Consider the following 17,431-nt stretch of genomic DNA (forward strand, 5'->3'; position numbering starts at 1 on the left):
CATCCGTGAAGGGTCGGGTCCGTGGGAGGCCGGATCCGATCGGTAAGGTGTTCGCATGACAACCGGGGTACGCCGCAGGATGGGAGTCGAGGAGCGGCGGCAGCAGTTGATCGGCGTCGCCCTCGAACTGTTCAGCCGTCGCTCGCCAGACGAGGTCTCGATCGACGAGATAGCCTCGGCCGCGGGCATCTCGCGACCGCTGGTCTACCACTACTTCCCCGGCAAACTCAGCCTGTACGAGGCCGCGTTGAAGCGGGCCTCGGAGGATCTCGCGGGCCGCTTCAACGAGCCGCACGAGGGCCCGCTCGGAGCCAGGCTGCTGCGCGTAATGCGCCGCTTCTTCGACTTTGTCGACGAACACGGGCCCGGCTTCGCCGCGTTGATGCGCGGCGGCCCCGCGGTCGGTTCCTCGGCGACCAACGCGCTCATCGACTCCGTACGGCAGGTCGCCTACGAGCAGATCCTCTCCCACCTCGACATCACCGAGGCGCCGGCCCGCCTGGAGCTGGTCATCCGCTCCTGGATCTCGCTCGCCGAGTCGACGGCACTGATCTGGCTGGACGGGCGGCGCATCCCGCGCGCCGAGCTGGAGGTGCAGCTCGTCCACGACTTCGCGGCGCTGACCGCCGTGAGTGCGGCGTACGACGAGGAGATGACGGCGCTGGTGAAGCGGATGGTGCAGGGGGAGCCGACCGACGGGCCGTTCGCCGACCTCGCCGCTCGGCTGATCGCTTTGGCGGGCTAGCCCCCCGTACAGGCGGTCGGGCGACTGCGGCGCCGTCGTAGCTGGTCGCGCAGTTCCCCGCGCCCCTTTGGGGCGCTGAAGCTAGCCCTCGTACTTCCGGTAGGACGGGTCCAGGTCCCGTACCTCGGCGGAGGCGTGCAGGGTGATCCCGTCGGTCGGCGTCACATGGCTGCGGACCAACTCCAGCACGGCCTCCGTGAGCTTCGCCTTCGTCTCCTCGGTGCGTCCGGCGAGAAGCGCGATGGTCACATGCACGAGGGCGTCGCTCTGGTCCATGGCGTTGTATCCGTACGCGGAGTACCCGTCCCGGAACATGGTCTTGCAGGCCTCCGGCTTGGCGGCGGCGATCTCGACGACCGTCTCGTGCAGCGCGCGTACGAAACCGTCCGTGTCGAAGACGCCCTCGTCGGTCAGCACGGCGGTGTAGTCGACGGTGATCTGCGGCATCAGCGCTCCTGTTCTACGGCTACTGGGGCTCAGCCTAGTTCGCCAGGTTCAGTGCAAGGAGTGCGATGTCGTCCTCGCGGTCCCGGCCGAAGCAGGCGAGGAGGGTGTCGCACAGCGCCTCCAGGCCGGGCAGAGCACCGCCGGCGGCGGCCCGGAGGTGTTCCATCGAGACCGTGAGGTCGGTGCCGCGGGTCTCGATCAGGCCGTCGGTGACCATGAGGAGCCGGTCGGTGGGTTCGAGGACCAGCTCGGTGGGCGGCGGATGGGGCAGGCCCACCCCGAGCAGCGGACCGGACGCCTTGACGTACTCGGCGCTGCCGTCGTCGCCCAGTATCAGCGGTGGGATGTGGCCCGCGTTGGCGACGCGGGTGCGCCCGGTCCGCGGATCGATGAGGGCCAGGCAGACGGTGGCCGTGACCTCGGCGTGGTAGTGCTGGAGCAGCTGGTCGAGCCGTTCGGCGAGGGCGGACGGGTCGCTCTCGGTGAGACAGTAGGCGCGCAGTGCGTGCCGCAGTTCGACCATGACGGTGGCCGCGTCCAGCGAGTGCCCCACGACGTCCCCGACCGCGGTGAGCACCCCGTCGCCGACCCGCAGCGCGGCATAGAAGTCGCCGCCGATCTCGGTCTCCTGCGAGGCGGGCTCGTAACGGACCGCTATGTCGACGCCCGGCAGCTCGGGCAGCTGGTGCGGGCGGGGCAGGAAGCTGTGCTGAAGGGTGAGCGCGACATGCCGCTCCACCTGGTACATGAGCAGTGGCTCGGCGGCGAGCGCGGTGGCCTGGGCCAGCTGGGCCAGCAGCGCCTCGTTCTCGGGGTCGACCCTGCGCTGTCCGCGGGTGGGGGTGGCCACGCACACCGGCACCTTGCCGTCCTGGGTGAGGACCAGCGTCAGCCGGGCGTCGTGCTGCACCCCGGGCCGGAAGAAACCGGTGGGCCACAGCGGCGTCGGCACGGTGGTGATCCGGACCCCGGACTGCCCGCGGGTGAGCCGCCGCAGCAGACCGGCCACGTCCCGGTGGGCGCCCTCGTCGGGCAGGGCGAGGGAGGTGCGCTCCCGGTACAGGCCGCGGTACAGCTCGTCGTCCTGGTCGAGGACGAAGACGGCGGCGGGGCAGCCGAGGAGGCGTGCGGCACCGTCCGCGGCGGCGTCGGCCAGTTCGTGCAGCGAGCGTGCCGCCTGGATGGTGACGATCGTCTCCGACAGCAGTTTCAGCCGCCGTACCAGTGCCTGGTCGTCGGCGCGCAGCCGGGCGGCGCGCACCGCGGCCCGGACCGCCGCGTCGATCTCCTCCGGCTCGGCGGGCACCGTCAGATACGCCTCGGCCCCCGTGTCCAGCCCCGGGCAGCGGTCCAGCGGGGCGGTGCGCAGAGCCGAGAAGTGCACGACGGGCAGACCGGCCATGTGCGGCCGCTCCTTCAGCCGACGGCACAGCTCGAAGCCGCTCATGTCCGGCAGGTTCACGTCGATGAGGGCCACGTCGGGCAGGGCGCCTTTGCGCAGCCGTACGTCGAGCTCGCCGAGCGCCTGCCGACCGTCGGCGACCGCGACGACCTGGTGACCGGCCCGCCGCAGTATGGTGCCCATCGCGTACCGGCTCGCGGGCTCGTCGTCCACGACCAGCACGGTCGTGTCTGTCAGCTTGCCGTTGACGTCCATTCTCCCAGCCCCTGGACAACACCGGTGGGGCAGTACCCGGTGGCGGGCCTGCCCCACCAACGTAAGGCCTCGGTCACGACGTCCGGGAGAACACCGCCACCGTGCGCCCCGGAACCTCGAACGTACCCGTTTCCCGCTCGTACGATGCCGACTTGACGACGGAGTCCGCGCCCGACGCCTGCACCGGGTGCAGCCGGTAGCCGGTTCCGGCCAGGGTGCCCACCCGCTGCTCCTGCCGCTCGGGACTCGCGTTGAACACGACGACCAGATCACCGAGTTCCATGGTGATCACGCCGGGCGTCTCGTCCTTCCCGGACAGCGGGAAGGCGAGCTTTGCCTGCACCTGCGCGGCCGTGCCGAGCGAGAACGCCTTGTCGGTCGTGCGGATCTTCAGCAGGTCCTGGTAGGCGGCCGAGGCTCCGTCGATCTGCGCGCAGCCGACCTTCACCGAGGTCAGCAGCGGCTTGGCGTACGACCACTTGGACTGGTTGTCGGCGGCCGTCGGCAGTCCGCGGCCGAAGCCGTTGCCGTCGGCGCAGTTCCAGTGGATGGCATTGAACCAGTCGCCGCTGTCGAAGGAGTTGCGGTCCAGGGACTTGGAGCGCAGCAGGTCGGTGCCGGCCTGGGAGAGCGAAGGACCCTGCGAGAGGGCGGCCGTGGCCATCGCCAGGACCTGCATCCGGGCCCGGTCGGACGCGGAGGTGCCGGACGGCAGTTTGTACGTCAGTGCGTCGAACAGTGACTCGTTGTCGTGCGCGTCGACATAGGCGAGGGCGTCGCCGGGCGCGTCGGCGTATCCGGCGGGCGAGCCGTTGTAGTCGATCTCGGCGCCGGTGACCTCCTTGCCGTCGGTGTCGGTGAACCGGTACTTGGCGAGGTTGCCGGTCAGCCCGACCTTGATCAGGTCCTGGTAGTGCAGCAGCCGGGCCTTCTGCTCGGCCTCGGTGCCGTTGGCCGTCGAGGAGTTGGGGTCGGTGTAGAGGCCGGACGCGAAGCCCTGGATGCCGGGGTCGTCGTCGAAGGGGCTGCCGCCGCGCACCGCGTCCCGGGCGCGGTCGGAGAAGGTGGCGATGCCGGTGCCGGCCATGTTCTGCTGCGTGGCCTGCACGAACCGGGCGTCGTTGGCGACCTCGCCGAAGTTCCAGCCCTCGCCGTACAGGATGATCTTCTTGCCGTCGACGCCGTCCTTCTTCAGCGTCAGCGCGTCGAGCGCCTTCCGGACGGCCAGGATGTTGGCCTTCGGGTGGTGTCCCATCAGGTCGAAGCGGAAGCCGTCGACCTTGTACTCCTTCGCCCAGGTGACGATCGAGTCCACCACCAGTTTGCCCATCATGGCGTTCTCGGGCGCGGTGTTGGCGCAGCAGGTGCTGTTGGCGACGCTGCCGTCGGCGAGCAGCCGCTGGTAGTAGCCGGGCACGATCTGGTCGAGGACGCTGGTGTCCGCCTCTCCGCCGGCCGCCGTGTGGTTGTAGACGACGTCCATGACGACCCGCAGCCCGTCGTCGTTGAGCGACTTGACCATCTTCCGGAACTGGACGGTACGCGCGGTGCCGTCCGGGTCGGTGGCGTACGACCCCTCGGGGACCGTGAAGTGGTACGGGTCGTAACCCCAGTTGTAGGCGTCCTTCGCGGCCACCGCGGAGACGCACGCCTGCTGCTTCTCCGAGTCGGCCGGGTAGGAGGCGAGGTCGCAGTCGGGGCTCGCCTGGTCGGCCTTCTTCTCGGGCACGGTCGCGAAGTCGAAGGCCGGGAGGAGATGGACGTAGGAAGTCCCGGACTCGGCAAGCGCCTTGAGGTGCTTCGAGCCGTCGCTGTTCTTGTCGGTGAAGGCGAGGTACGTGCCCCGGTCCGCGGCCGGGACCGTGGAGTCCGCCACCGAGAAGTCCCGGACGTGCAGCTCCTGGATCTGGGCGTCCTTCATCGGCACGGCCTTGGGCTTGGTGTACGTCGACCAGCCGCCCGGGGCCAGGGACTTGTCGTTCAGGTCGACGACGAGGCTGCGCTCGGAGTCGGCGGTGAGGGCGACCGAGTAGGGGTCGGTGACCTTGTTGGTGACGACCTTCCGGACGCTGGGCGCCCAGACCTTCACGACGTACCGGTAGGGCTTGTTCTTCCAGGACGCGGGGCCGGTGACGGACCAGACGCCGGTGGCGGAGTCACGGTGCATGGTCTTCGGCGTGCCGTCGAGTTCGAGGGCGACGGACTGCGCGGTCGGCGCCCAGACGGAGAGGGTCGGCTTTCCGTGGTGGAAGACCGGCCCGAGGTCCGCCGTCGTGGCCTTGGCGTACACGTCGTCCAGCACGCCGGCGATCTGCACGCCGGTCGCGGCCAGTACGGCGCCGTTGGCGGCCCGCTGGGAGGCGACGAGCTGTCCGCCGAGCGCCTCGCGCACCCGGTCCCGGTCGCGCGGGTCGACCGACCAGGCCGTGTAGTCCTTCAGGTACGGGAACTCGGCCTTCTGCGCGTCGGTGAGGGTGGTCTTCGTCAGCCGCAGCCACCGCTCGTCGTCGCTGGTCAGGGTCCCGTCCTTGACGGCGATCGAACCGTCGCGGGAGTACACCAGCTGGGTGGAGACCGCGCCGTCGACGCCGTCCCAGGCGACCGTGTCCCGGTCGATCCAGACCGCCTTGGAGGTGGCCAGGTCGAGCGCGGCCGCGCTGCCGGCGGGCTGCGGGAGCAGGTACTTCTCCTGGCCGTTCAACAGCCACACCTCATAGCCATGGGACTTGAGGTCGAGTGACTGGTCGGCGGAGAGATCCTTCTCGTCGCCCTTGTGGATGATGTAGCTGAGGCTGGTGGCACCCTCGGTGAGCGGTACCTCGAAGACCGCGCCATAGGCATCAGTCTTCACCGGCTGCAGGGGGCTCGACCAGTCGGTGGGGTTCGCGGCGCCCGTCCAGACGTGCAGGCCCCAGCCGTCGTAGTCCCCGTCGGCACGGTGGTAGTGGATGATCGCCTTCGTGGTGTCCTGGGCGGGGTGGTCGGGCCGTGTGGTGAGTACGTCCGTCTTCCCCTGCTCGATCCACACCTCGCCCGTCTTGGTGACGTCGATGGAGCGGTCGGCGGAGACGTCCTTGTTGCCGTCCTTGTCGACGACGAGGAAGCCGACGTTCGTGGCGCCGGGCTTCAGCTTGACGTAGGCGAAGGCGCCGTACGCGTCACGGCCGGTGAAGGGGTGGCCGGCGGGCCAGGTGGTCGCCTCGCCGTCGGCGAGGTCGCCCCAGGCGTACAGGCCCCAGTTGTCGTAGTCGCCGTCGGTGCGCTTGTAGTGGACGACCGCGTAGTCGCGGGAGGAGGCGGTGGGCGTCTCGGCGGCAGGCGCGGTGCCGCTGGTGCTCGCGGCCAGGGCACTGGAGGTGTGCCCGGCGGAGTCGACGACGACCGCCTTGTAGCGCAGGGCGGTGCCGGCCGGGACGTCCGTGGCGAGGGTCTGGGTGACCTTGTAGGGGGCGTGGTCGGCGGAGCCGAGGATGGTCCACCTGCCGTTGCCGACCTGGGCGGCGAAGACGACGCGGTTGAGCCGGCCGCCGGTGACGTTCGCGGTGAGGTCGACGGTGCCGGTGGCGCCGGCGGCCGGGGCCTGGAGGGTGATCGTGGGGGTGGTGGCGGGCTTGGCGAGGGGGCCGGCCGCCTTGTAGACGACGGCGGACTCGGCGGGCACGGTGACGGTCAGCTCGGCCGAGCCGTCGGAGGTGAGGGGGCCGTCCGTGCCGTAGGCGGCCCGGTAGCGCATGCCGGCGGAGCCGGTGGCGAAGGTCGCAGTCTGCGCCGTGTCGGCGTTGTTGAAGGCGACGACGTACTCCTGGCCGGTCTTCGCGTCCGTCCGGGTGAACGCGTAGACGCCGGCGCCGTCGGCGGCGTACCGCTCGGTCTGGACGCCGTCGGCGAGAGCGGGGTTGGCCGCGCGGAGTTTGCTCAGAGCACTGATCTGCTTGTAGAGCGGCGCACTCGTGTCGTAGGAGTCGCCGGCGGCGGTCCGGTCGGTGCCGATCTCGTCGTCGTCGAGATAGTCGGCGACCTTCGACGCGAACATCGTCTGCCGGGCGTCCTTGTCGCCGCCGGAGCCGGTGAAGCCCTGCTCGTCGCCGTAGTAGACGACCGGGTTGCCCCGGCTGAGGAACATCACCTCGTTGGCGAGCCTGTCCTTGGCCAGCAGCTGCGCGTCCGTGGCCTTCGGGTTGTCCTGCTCCAGGAAGTACCCGATCCGGCCCATGTCGTGGTTGCCGAGGAAGGTGACCTGCTCGTAGGCGTTCGCCTTGTCGGTCGTGTACTTGTAGTCGTCGCCGAAGACGCTCGCCAGCTTCTGCGCGCTGCCGCCCTGGGAGGCGTAGGAGCGGGCCGCGTCCTGGAAGGGGAAGTCGAGGGTCGCGTCGAGACGGCCCTGGGTGACGTACGGGGAGGTGACGGACGTGTCCGCGGAGTACGTCTCGCCGAACATGAAGAAGTTCTTACGGCCGTGCCGCGCCGCGTACGTGTCCAGCGCGGTCGCCCACTGGGTCCAGAACTCCATGTCGACGTTCTTGACGGTGTCGATCCGGAAGCCGTCGATGGCGAAGTCCTTCACCCACCGCTCGTAGATCTTCTCCATGCCGCTGACGACTTCGGGCCGCTCGGTCCACAGGTCGTCCAGGCCGGAGAAGTCGCCATAGGTCGCGGACTCGCCGGCGAACGTCGAGTCGCCCCGGTTGTGGTACATCGTCGGGTCGTTGAGCCACGACGGCACCTTCGACCGGCTGGCGACGGTCGGCGTGCGCGGGAAGGAGGCGGTGGAGACGGCCGGGAACTTCTTCTTCCCGTCCGCGTAGTCGGCGTCGTCGAAGGGCTGCCCGTCCTTGGTCAGGTAGGGGAAGGCACCTTTGGAGAGGTAGTCGTACGACTTCTCCTCGTAGTCGACGACGTCGGCGGTGTGGTTGGTGATGACGTCGAAGAAGACCTTCATGCCCTTGGCGTGCGCCTTGGAGATGAGGGTCTGAAGGTCCTTGTTGGTCCCGAAGTGCGGGTCGACCTGGGTGAAGTCGGTGATCCAGTACCCGTGGTAGCCGGCCGAGGCGTTGCTCCCGGTCCCCTGCACGGGCCTGTTCTTGAAGATCGGCGCCATCCAGATGGCGGTGGTGCCGAGCCCCTTGATGTAGTCGAGCCGCCGGGTCAACCCTTTGAGGTCGCCGCCCTGGTAGAAGCCCTTGTCGGTGGGGTCGTAGCCGGTGGAGAGCCGGGAGCCGGTGAGGCCGCCCTTGTCGTTGCCGGTGTCACCGTTGGCGAAACGGTCCGGCATGACGAAGTAGAACTGCTCCCGGGTGTCGTCGTGCCGGGCGGGCTCGGCGGCGAGCCTCGCGTCGGAGGGCGGGGCGGGCGGGGCGGCGGCGTGTGCGGCGACCGGCTGCACGAGCGCGGCGGCGAGGGCGGCGACGGCGACGGCCGCGACCCGTCTGACATGTATCACCGGTATGAACTCCTAGCGATAGCGGCTCTCTTGGGTCCGACCCGGCGCGACCGTATCGCTAACGAAAGGTTTACAGCAAGAGGCTTGAAACTCACAGCAAGAACTTTCACGGGGCGTATTGACGGCTTGTCTCAACTGCCGCACTCTCACGGGTTGTTGAAACCTGTCCCGTTCGTATCGGATCTCGTTTCGGAGCCGCATATGACCACCAGACACCACCCCCCGGGTGTCTTCCGACGCACGGCCGGAGCAGTCGCCGCAGGCGCCCTGGCGCTCGCGGGTGTGATCGCCCTGCCGGCCACCTCTGCACAGGCGGACACCACCGCCAAGGGCGATGTGATCGCCAACCTGTGGGAATGGAACTGGAACTCGATCGCGTCCGAGTGCACGAACGTGCTCGGCCCGGCCGGGTACGGCGCGGTGCAGGTCGCCCCGCCGTCCGAATCCCTCAAGCAGTCCAGCTACTACTGGTGGGACGTCTACCAGCCCTACTCGTACACCCTGAACAGCCGCTTCGGGACGGCGACGCAGTTCGCCGCGATGGTCACCGCCTGCCACAGCGCGGGCGTGAAGGTCTACACCGACGCGGTCATCAACCACACGGCCGCGCAGACCGGCACCGGCTACGACGGCACCACGATCACCAACAAGTACGACACCCCGGACTGGGACCCGAGCGACTACCACACCTCCGCCGACTGCCCCACCTCCGACCTGACCATCCAGGACTACTCGAACCTCACCCAGGTCCAGAACTGCGAACTGCTGGGCCTGCCCGACCTCAAGACCAGCGCCGACAACGTCCGTTCGGGCCTCGCCGCCTTCCTCAACAAGCAGATCGCGCTCGGCGTCGACGGTTTCCGGGTGGACTCGGCCAAGCACATCCCGGCCACCGACCTGGCGGCCATCGTCGCCAAGCTGAACACCACGACGTCCGGCGCGGCGCCGTACGTCTTCGACGAGGTCTACCCGGGCTCCACCCCGCAGCCCAGCGACTACTACGGCTCCGGCGACGTCCTCGACTTCACCTACGCGAGCAAGCTGAAGTCGTCCTTCCAGGGCAACGTCAGCGACCTCTCGTCCCTCTCCAGCAGCGGCATCCTGCCGGCCGCGAACTCGGTGTCCTTCGTGACCAACCACGACACCGAGCGCAACGGCCTGCACATGTCGTACAAGGACGGCGACACCTACAAGCTGGCGAACCTCTTCGAGCTCGCCTACAAGTGGTCGACGCCGACGGTCTACGCCAGCTGGGAGTGGACGCAGAGCGACCAGGCGCCGCCGAACTCGTCCGGGTTCGTCACGGACACGGACTGCTCGGACGGCGACTGGTACTGCCTGGACCGGGACACGGCGGTCGTCGGCATGGTCGCCTGGCACAACGCGGTCGACACGGCGGCCGTCTCCAACTGGCAGACGATATCCTCGAACGTCATCGGCTTCGGCCGCAGCGGCGCGGGCTTCTTCGCCCTCAACAACGGCACCTCGTCGGCCACCTACACCTTCACCACCGGCATGGCCGACGGCACGTACTCCAACGTGGTCGACGGCGGCGCGACGAAGGTGACGGTCTCCGGCGGCAGCGCCTCCCTCACCATCCCCGCGAAGAGCGCGGTCGCCTTCTACAACTCCTCCTACACCTGCACGGTCGGCTGCGACGACACGGGCGGCGGCAGCTCCGGCGACACCGTGAACGCCACCTTCAACGAGTACGCGTCGACCACCTCCGGCACGAACGTCTACGTCGTCGGCTCCGTCTCCGCCCTCGGCGGCTGGGACACCTCGAAGGCGGTCCAGCTGTCGTCCTCCGGGTACCCGGTCTGGTCGGGTGAGGTGAGCGTGCCGGTCAACACGTCCTTCACCTACAAATACATAAAGAAGGACAGTTCAGGCAATGTGACCTGGGAGTCCAACGCCGACAGGTCGGCTACGACCACCACCTCGGCGCTCGACCTCGACAACTCCTGGAACGTGGCGAACACCGACGCCACGGACGTCACCTTCAACGAGTACGCCACCACCACCTACGGCACCAACGTCTACGTCGTCGGCTCCATCGCCTCCCTCGGCTCCTGGAACACCAGCGACGCGATCCCGCTGTCGTCGGCGTCGTACCCGACGTGGAGCAAGCTCGTCATCGTCCCGAAGAGCACGGCCTTCACGTACAAGTATGTGAAGAAGGACAGCTCCGGGAACGTGACGTGGGAGTCGGGCACGAACCGCTCCTACACGACGGGTACCTCGTCCGGCTACACGACAAGCGACACCTGGAAGTAGGCCCGGAAAGATTCCCGCGGCACGGCGCGAACAAATCCGCGGTGTCGTGCATCGAACCTCGTGTAAGGCACCAGAGGACGGCACGGGGCGCAGACCACGCCCCGTGCCTCACGACACGAGTGGAGCGTCGTCGCCGTGAACGAAGACCTGAACACCTACAGCACCGACACCGCCGACACCGCCGGGTCCGCGGGCAGGCACCGTGCCCGCCGCGGGATCAGCCGCGCCAAGCTCGCCGGAGGCGCGGCCGCCCTCGCGGGTCTGGGCCTCGTCTGGGCGGGTACCGCCAATGCGGCGACCCCGGCCGCCGCCAAGGCCACGCCCACCTGCTCCGCCGCCGCGCTCAAGGCCACCTTCGGCAAGCAGCTCGCCGGCGGCATGAACCACCAGGGTGTCGTCATCACGCTGCGCAACCTCAGCGGGAAGACCTGCGCGCTGCGCGGCTACCCCGGCCTGGGCCTGGAGAACTCCGCGCACAAGGCGATCACGACCCACACGCACTGGGGCAACACCTGGTACGCCAAGGACCCGGGCAAGAAGACCCTGGTCCTCAAGGACGGCCAGAGCGCCGAGGCCGTCGTCGCCTGGACCCACGCCAACACCGGCACCTCGGGCGCGGTGCACGCCTCCTACCTGGAGATCACGCCGCCCGCCTCGACCAAGCACAAGACGCTGGCGTTCCCCCAGTGGGTCGACCACGCCGACCTCTCCGTCACGGCGCTGGCCAGGCACATCAACGTCACTCCGTGACCTAGGCCCGCGCCCCGCCGTCCACCCGCAGCACCGTGCCCGTCACATAGGAGGCGCGGTCGCTGAGCAGCCAGGCGGCGGCCTCGGCGATCTCGGCGGGGTCGGCCGTGCGGCCCAGCGGGGTCGTGGACCTCATGCGGTCGATGACGCCGGGAGTGGCCTCCTCCCAGGCGCGGACCATCGCGGTGAGCGTGCCGCCGGGGGCGATCGCGTTGACGCGGATGCCCTCGGGGCCGTAGGTGACGGCGGCCGACTCGGTGAGGCTGTTGACGGCCCGTTTCAGGGCGCCGTAGACCGGCAGGACGGGGTTGGCGCCCAGGCTGCCGACGGACGAGTTGTTGACGATGGCGCCGCCCGAGGCGGTGGCGCGGATGGCCCTGACCTCCTCGGCCATGGCGCGCCAGACGCCCTTGAGGTTCACCGCGGTGATCCGGTCGAAGTCGGCCTCGGGGAGTTCGTCCATGGGGCCGGGGTGCTGGATCGTGGCGCCGTTGTTGAAGGCGATGTCCAGACGGCCGTAGAGCTCCACCGTGCGGTCGACGGCGGCGCGGACGCTCGCCGCGTCGGCCAGGTCGCACACCGTGTAGTCGGCGGTGCCGCCGGCCGCGCGGATCTCCTCGGTCACCGTCTTGAGCTGGTCCTCCGTGCGGGCCGCCAGCAGCACCCTGGCGCCCTCGCGGGCGAAGAGCCGAGCAGCCGCCGCGCCGATCCCGCGCCCGGCTCCGCTGATGAAGGCGACCTTGCCGGTCAGAAGGCCTGTGTTCGCTGTGTTGTCCATGGCTTCGAGCCTGCGTCCGGGCGCGGGGCCCATCCAGGCACCGGCGGTACCTGGATGGGGTCGGGCGCCCGGGGCACACTGGACGCGTGGACAGGCAAGAACTCGCGGCTTTTCTGCGCAGCCGACGTGAGCGGATCTCCCCCGCCGAGGTGGGGCTGCCGCATGGTCCGCGCCGCCGGACGCCGGGGCTGCGGCGCGAGGAGGTGGCGCAGCTGGCGTTCATCTCGACGGAGTACTACACGCGGCTTGAGCAGGCCCGGGGGCCGCGGCCGTCGCGTGAGGTGCTGGGCGGGCTGGCACGGGCGCTGCGGCTGTCCGACGCCGAACGCGGGCATCTCCACCATCTCGCCGGGGCTCCGCCGGGGCCGCCGCCCGGGCCCTCCCGCGAGGTGCGGCAGAGCCTGCTCGACCTGCTGCACCGGCTGCCGCAGGCCGCCGCGTTCGTGACGTCGGCGACCTTCGAGGTACTGGCCTGGAACGATCTGGCGGCCGCCCTCATGGAGGACTTCTCCGCGCTGCCCCCGCGCGATCGCAACCTCATGCGCCGCGCCTTCCTCACCCCGCGCCCGGCGGGCAGCCGGCTGTACGGGGTGTCGGACGTGGACGCCTTCGCCCGGCACTCGGCGCAGCGCCTGCGGGCCGCGGCGGGCCGGCACCCCGACGCGCCCGAGGTGACCGGCCTGGTGGCCGAACTCCTCGCCGGGAGCGAGGAGTTCAGGCGGCTGTGGGAGTCGCACGACGTGTCCGCCGAGCCCACCCTGGTCAAGACCTTCCGGCACCCGGTGGTGGGCCCGGTCACCGTCAACTGCGACGCCCTCGACATCACCGACCGGGACCAGCAGGTCGTGATCTACACCGCGACCCCTGGCTCACGGTCCGAGGAGGCGCTGCGGCTGCTGTCGGTGATCGGGACGCAGCGAATGACCCCTCAGACCCCTCAGCAGGTGGACTTCCCGGCGTAGACCGCGAGGGCGGTGTTCGCGGCCAGGGTGGCCGTGAACTGGCCGCTCGAATTGACCGTCACCGACGTGTTCGCCTGCACGTTGCAGTACGTCCCGGCCGGCAGCGACGTCTGGTACGTCCGGGTGAGCGAGCCCGACTCGTGGTTGATGGCGACGTAGCCCTTCGCGCCCCGCCCGAAGGCGATCGCGTCGGCGCCGTCGTCCCACCAGTTCGTCATCGACTCGCCGCGCACCGCGTTGCGGAAGGCGACCATGCGGATGATCTCCGGCCAGGCGTGCTGGCACTTCCAGCCGTCCTGCCAGCAGGCGTTGACGACACCGTTGTTGGGCGGACCGGCGTCGGCGTCCGACCACTCGTAGCCGGAGTTGATGTCCGGGGCGCCGTACGGGTAGGCGAGCATGAAGACGTTGGCCAGGGTGTAGTTGGCGCCGTCCTTGTAGTTCAGCGTGGAGCCGTTGCGCTCGGTGTCGTGGTTGTCGACGAAGACCCCGGCGACCGAGCTGCTCATGTACCCCCAGCCCTCGCCGTAGTTCTTCAGGTAGGCGAGGTTCTCGTCGTTGAAGACGCGCTTGAGGTCGTAGGCGTACCGGAACTCCTGGACGTCCCCGTTGCCGGTGTACTCGGTGGGCTGGACGGCCTCGCCGGAACCGTAGATGACCTCCTGCTTCCAGTACACGGAGGGGTTGGTCAGCCGGGTCTTGATGTTGGCGAGGTCCTCGGCCGGGATGTGCTTGGCCGCGTCGATCCGGAAGCCGTCGACGCCGAGGCCGAGCAGGTCGTTCATGTAGCCGGCGATGGTCTTGCGGACGTACTCCTCGCCGGTGTCCAGGTCGGCGAGGCCGACGAGTTCGCAGTGCTGGACGTTCCAGCGGTCGGCGTAGTTGGAGACGAGGGAGGTGCAGTCGTCGAAGTCGTAGGAGGAGTACAGGCCGGGGTAGTTGTACTTCGTGTACGACGAGCCGCCGGTGCCGGTGCCGCTGCCCGCCGACATGTGGTTGATGACGGTGTCGACGACCACCTTCACACCGGCCGCGTGGCAGGTGTTCACCATGTTCTGGAAGGAGGTGCGGTCACCGAGCCGGCCCGCGATCTTGTACGACACCGGTTGGTACGACGTCCACCACTGCGAGCCCTGTATGTGCTCGGCGGGCGGGGAGACCTGGACGTATCCGTAGCCCGCGGGGCCGAGGGTGTTGGTGCACTCCTTGGCGACCGAGCCGTAGTTCCACTCGAAGAGGACGGCGGTGACGTCCTTCGTGCCGGGCGGGGAGGCCGACGCGACGGACGGGGTCATGACAACGCTACAGGCGGCCAGCGCCAGCGCGGCGGAGAGTGTCTTACGTGCCATGTGGGGTTCCTTCACCATTGAAGGCTCTTGCAGAAACGTTGCTGAAACCTTGCGGTTGCGCAGATGCTAAGGGCCCGCTCCCCGGATGGGTAGCGGGCCCTGTGAAGTTGCTGCAAGAAGTTACCGGGTGACGCCCCGTCAGGCGACGGTCAAGCGGTGATCAGGCACTGATCTGGCGCTGATCAGGCGGTGGTCCACCACACGGTGGTGTCGGCCGGCAGCTTCGCCTCGCCGTCCGCCTCGGTCAGTTCACCGCTGGCCAGCAGCACCCTGCCGTAGGCCGGAGTCGTCACCGACTCCCCACTCGTGTTCGCGACGCACACGAACTCCCCGCGCCGGAAGGCGAGGACGCCCTCCGGGGCGCGCAGCCACTCCACCGCGTCGCCCGCGCCGAGGTCGGCCTGCTCACGCCGGACGCGCAGCGCGCCGCGGTACAGCTCCAGGGTGGACCCGGCCACCCCGGTCTGCGCCTCGATGCTCAGCTCGCCCCAGCTCGCGGGCTGCGGCAGCCAGCTGCCCCCGGACCCGAAGCCGTACGACGAGCCCTCCCGCGTCCACGGGATCGGCACCCGGCACCCGTCCCGGAAGCCGTCCTGACCCGCGCCCCGGAAGTACGCGGGGTCCTGGCGGACCTCGTCGGGCAGGTCCACGACGTCCGGGAGACCCAGCTCCTCACCCTGGTAGACGTAGGCCGAGCCGGGCAGCGCGAGCATCAGGAGGGTGGCCGCCCGTGCCCTGCGCAGGCCCAGTTCCCGGTCGCCGGCCGTGCGGATCTGGGTGCCGAGGCCGGGCGGGTTGGCGAAGCGGGTGGCGTGCCGGGTCACGTCGTGGTTGGACAGCACCCAGGTGGCCGGGGCGCCGACCGGACGCATCGCCTCCAGGGTGCGGTCGATGACGGCCCGCAGTTCCTTCGCGTCCCAGTCGGTGCTCAGGTACTGGAAGTTGAACGCCTGGTGGAGCTCGTCCGGGCGCACGTAGTTGGCGGTGCGCTCGACGGTCGGCGTCCAGGCCTCGGCGACGAAGATCCGCTCACCGGCGTACTCGTCGAGGACCAGCCGCCACTGCCGGTAGACCTCGTGGACACCGTCCTGGTCGAAGAACGGCATGACATCGTTGCCCAGCAGCTTGAGTTGGTCGGCGCCGCCGAGGTCCGGCAGCCCCTCCGCCTTCACCAGGCCGTGGGCGACGTCGATACGGAAGCCGTCCACGCCCATGTCCAGCCAGAACCGCAGGATGGAGCGGAACTCGTCGCCGACGGCCGGGTGTTCCCAGTTGAAGTCGGGCTGCTCCGGGGCGAAGAGGTGGAGGTACCACTCGCCGTCCGCCACCCGCGTCCACGCCGGGCCGCCGAAGATGGACTCCCAGTCGTTGGGCGGGAGTTCGCCGTTCTCGCCCTTGCCCGGCCGGAAGTGGTAGCGGTCGCGCGACGGCGAGCCGGGGCCCTCCGCCAGCGCCCGCTTGAACCACTCGTGCTGGTCCGAGGAGTGGTTGGGCACGAGGTCGACGATGATCCGCAGCCCCAGCCCGTGCGCGTCCCGGATGAGCGCGTCGGCGTCCAGCAGGTTGCCGAACATGGGGTCCACGGCCCGGTAGTCGGCGACGTCGTAGCCGGCGTCGGCCTGCGGGGAGGCGTAGAACGGGCTGAGCCACACGGCGTCGACACCCAGGTCACGCAGGTACGGGAGTCTGGAGCGCACGCCCTCCAGATCACCCATCCCGTCGCCGTTGCTGTCGGCGAAGCTGCGCGGATAGACCTGGTAGATCACCGCGTCCCGCCACCAGTCGCGGCGACGGGCGACGGTGACGGTGGCGGGGGCCGGTGCGGCGGATGGCTGCTGGCTCATGGCGTCCTTGATGCGTCGTAACAGGGTCATCGGGTCAGAGATGGATACGGCGGTGGGGTGGTGACGAGGCGGCCGCGGTCACAGCGGGGTCTGGGGGTCCCCCCTCTGGGGGAGGAGACCGCGGCCGCCTACCCGCGCCCCGAGGGCAGCGCCCCGAAGGGGCGCTGGGGGTACCCCCAGCCGAAGGCTGGGGGAGGAACCGCGCGACCAGCCACGACGGCGCCGCAGACGAACGACGACCCTCGTGGCTCAACCAACGGTCAGCCCTTGGTTCCGCCGGCCGTGAGGCCGGTCACCAGGTTCTTCTGCACGAGGTAGAAGAACACGGCCACCGGTATCGCGATCAGCACCGCCGTCGCGGTCATCAGGTTGCGCTGCGCGTCGTGCTCACTGATGAAGCTCTGCAGCCCCACGGCGAACGTGTACTTGTCGTCGCTGAGCATGAACGTCGACGCGAACGCGACCTCGCCGAAGGCGGTGAGGAAGTTGTAGAACGCGGCGACCGCGAGGCCGGGCTTGGCGAGGGGCAGGATCAGCCGGCCGAAGGTACCGAAGGGGCTGAGCCCGTCCACGCGGCCGGCTTCGTCGATCTCGAAGGGGATCGTGTCGAAGTAGCCCTTGAGCAGCCAGGCCGTGTACGGCACGACGGTGGTGCAGTAGACGAGGATCAGGCCGAGGTAGCTGTCGATGAGGCCGAGCCGGGACATGATCTGGTACATCGGCACGATCAGTACCGCAATCGGGAACATCTGGGTCACCAGCAGCAGCCACATGAACTTCCGGTAGCCCGGGAAGCGCATGCGGGAGACCGCGTAGCCGGTGGTGGAGGCGAGGATCAGGCCGATGACCGTGGTACCGCCGACGACGATCATCGTCGTCCTGAACCAGTCCCAGAACCCGGTGTGCTGGAGGACGAACGAGTAGTTGTCCAGCGTCATCTTGTGCCAGATGCCGCTCGGGTGCAGGTAGTCGTCCTTGTCCGGGCCGAGGGAGAGGAAGATCAGCCAGCCGACCGGGAAGAACGCGACGAGGCTCGCGACACCCAGGATGCCGTGGGTGACGGTGGTGGCGAGCGGGCCGCGCTCGCTCCGGCCGCGGGCGCGGCGCGGGCTGCCGGTCACGGGGGCCTCCTCGGCGACCTGGGCGGAGGTCTGGACAGTGGTCGTACTCATGAAAACTCCT

11 protein-coding genes are annotated in these 17,431 nt (G+C 69.4%); 4 read left to right on the top strand and 7 right to left on the bottom strand.

Annotation, left to right across the window (positions count from 1 at the left end; genetic code table 11):
• The first annotated feature begins 55 nt into the window (after positions 1-55).
• Positions 56-745, top strand: coding sequence for a TetR/AcrR family transcriptional regulator (locus ABT137_RS42305; protein ID WP_351717477.1), 690 nt, complete (start codon positions 56-58; stop codon positions 743-745).
• Positions 746-826: 81 nt separating this feature from the next.
• On the opposite strand, the gene ABT137_RS42310 is transcribed toward ABT137_RS42305, so the two are convergent.
• From ABT137_RS42310 to pulA, 3 genes are all read right to left on the bottom strand, one after another.
• The gene (locus ABT137_RS42310; protein WP_351717479.1) at positions 827-1,192 is read right to left on the bottom strand and encodes a 5-carboxymethyl-2-hydroxymuconate Delta-isomerase; all 366 of its coding nucleotides are present in this window, start codon (positions 1,190-1,192) and stop codon (positions 827-829) included.
• A 34-nt stretch (positions 1,193-1,226) separates the two neighbouring features.
• A complete protein-coding gene (locus tag ABT137_RS42315) occupies positions 1,227-2,849 on the bottom strand; it encodes a SpoIIE family protein phosphatase (protein ID WP_351717481.1) in 1,623 nt (540 codons plus the stop codon).
• Positions 2,850-2,922: 73 nt separating this feature from the next.
• Positions 2,923-8,289, bottom strand: coding sequence for a pullulanase-type alpha-1,6-glucosidase (gene pulA, locus ABT137_RS42320; protein WP_351717483.1), 5,367 nt, complete (start codon positions 8,287-8,289; stop codon positions 2,923-2,925).
• A 201-nt stretch (positions 8,290-8,490) separates the two neighbouring features.
• On the opposite strand from pulA, the gene ABT137_RS42325 reads away from it, so the two are divergent.
• Positions 8,491-10,566, top strand: coding sequence for a carbohydrate-binding module family 20 domain-containing protein (locus tag ABT137_RS42325; protein WP_351717485.1), 2,076 nt, complete (start codon positions 8,491-8,493; stop codon positions 10,564-10,566).
• A gap of 135 nt (positions 10,567-10,701) precedes the next feature.
• Positions 10,702-11,316 carry a DUF4232 domain-containing protein gene (locus ABT137_RS42330; protein ID WP_351717487.1) on the top strand — a complete coding sequence of 205 codons (615 nt, stop codon included), beginning with the start codon at positions 10,702-10,704 and terminating at the stop codon, positions 11,314-11,316.
• A gap of 1 nt (position 11,317) precedes the next feature.
• Here the strand turns inward: ABT137_RS42330 and ABT137_RS42335 are convergent, their stop codons facing one another.
• Positions 11,318-12,094 carry an SDR family NAD(P)-dependent oxidoreductase gene (locus ABT137_RS42335; protein WP_351717489.1) on the bottom strand — a complete coding sequence of 259 codons (777 nt, stop codon included), beginning with the start codon at positions 12,092-12,094 and terminating at the stop codon, positions 11,318-11,320.
• Positions 12,095-12,180: 86 nt separating this feature from the next.
• Between ABT137_RS42335 and ABT137_RS42340 the strand changes: the two genes are divergently transcribed.
• Complete coding sequence (locus ABT137_RS42340) at positions 12,181-13,056, top strand: helix-turn-helix transcriptional regulator (protein ID WP_351717491.1); 876 nt, start codon at positions 12,181-12,183, stop codon at positions 13,054-13,056.
• On the opposite strand, the gene ABT137_RS42345 is transcribed toward ABT137_RS42340, so the two are convergent.
• The 3 genes from ABT137_RS42345 to ABT137_RS42355 form a co-directional block, all read right to left on the bottom strand.
• Positions 13,032-14,405 carry an alpha-amylase gene (locus tag ABT137_RS42345; protein WP_351717493.1) on the bottom strand — a complete coding sequence of 458 codons (1,374 nt, stop codon included), beginning with the start codon at positions 14,403-14,405 and terminating at the stop codon, positions 13,032-13,034. The genes ABT137_RS42340 and ABT137_RS42345 overlap by 25 nt on opposite strands.
• Before the next feature lie 182 nt (positions 14,406-14,587).
• Positions 14,588-16,249 carry a glycoside hydrolase family 13 protein gene (locus ABT137_RS42350; RefSeq protein WP_351717495.1) on the bottom strand — a complete coding sequence of 554 codons (1,662 nt, stop codon included), beginning with the start codon at positions 16,247-16,249 and terminating at the stop codon, positions 14,588-14,590.
• A gap of 260 nt (positions 16,250-16,509) precedes the next feature.
• Entirely contained in the window at positions 16,510-17,421 is a 912-nt protein-coding gene (locus tag ABT137_RS42355) for a sugar ABC transporter permease (protein WP_351717496.1), read from the bottom strand.
• Positions 17,422-17,431: the final 10 nt, after the last annotated feature.

Origin of the sequence: Streptomyces sp. NPDC001980, assembly GCF_040296885.1 — a bacterium.
Taxonomy (GTDB): domain Bacteria; phylum Actinomycetota; class Actinomycetes; order Streptomycetales; family Streptomycetaceae; genus Streptomyces.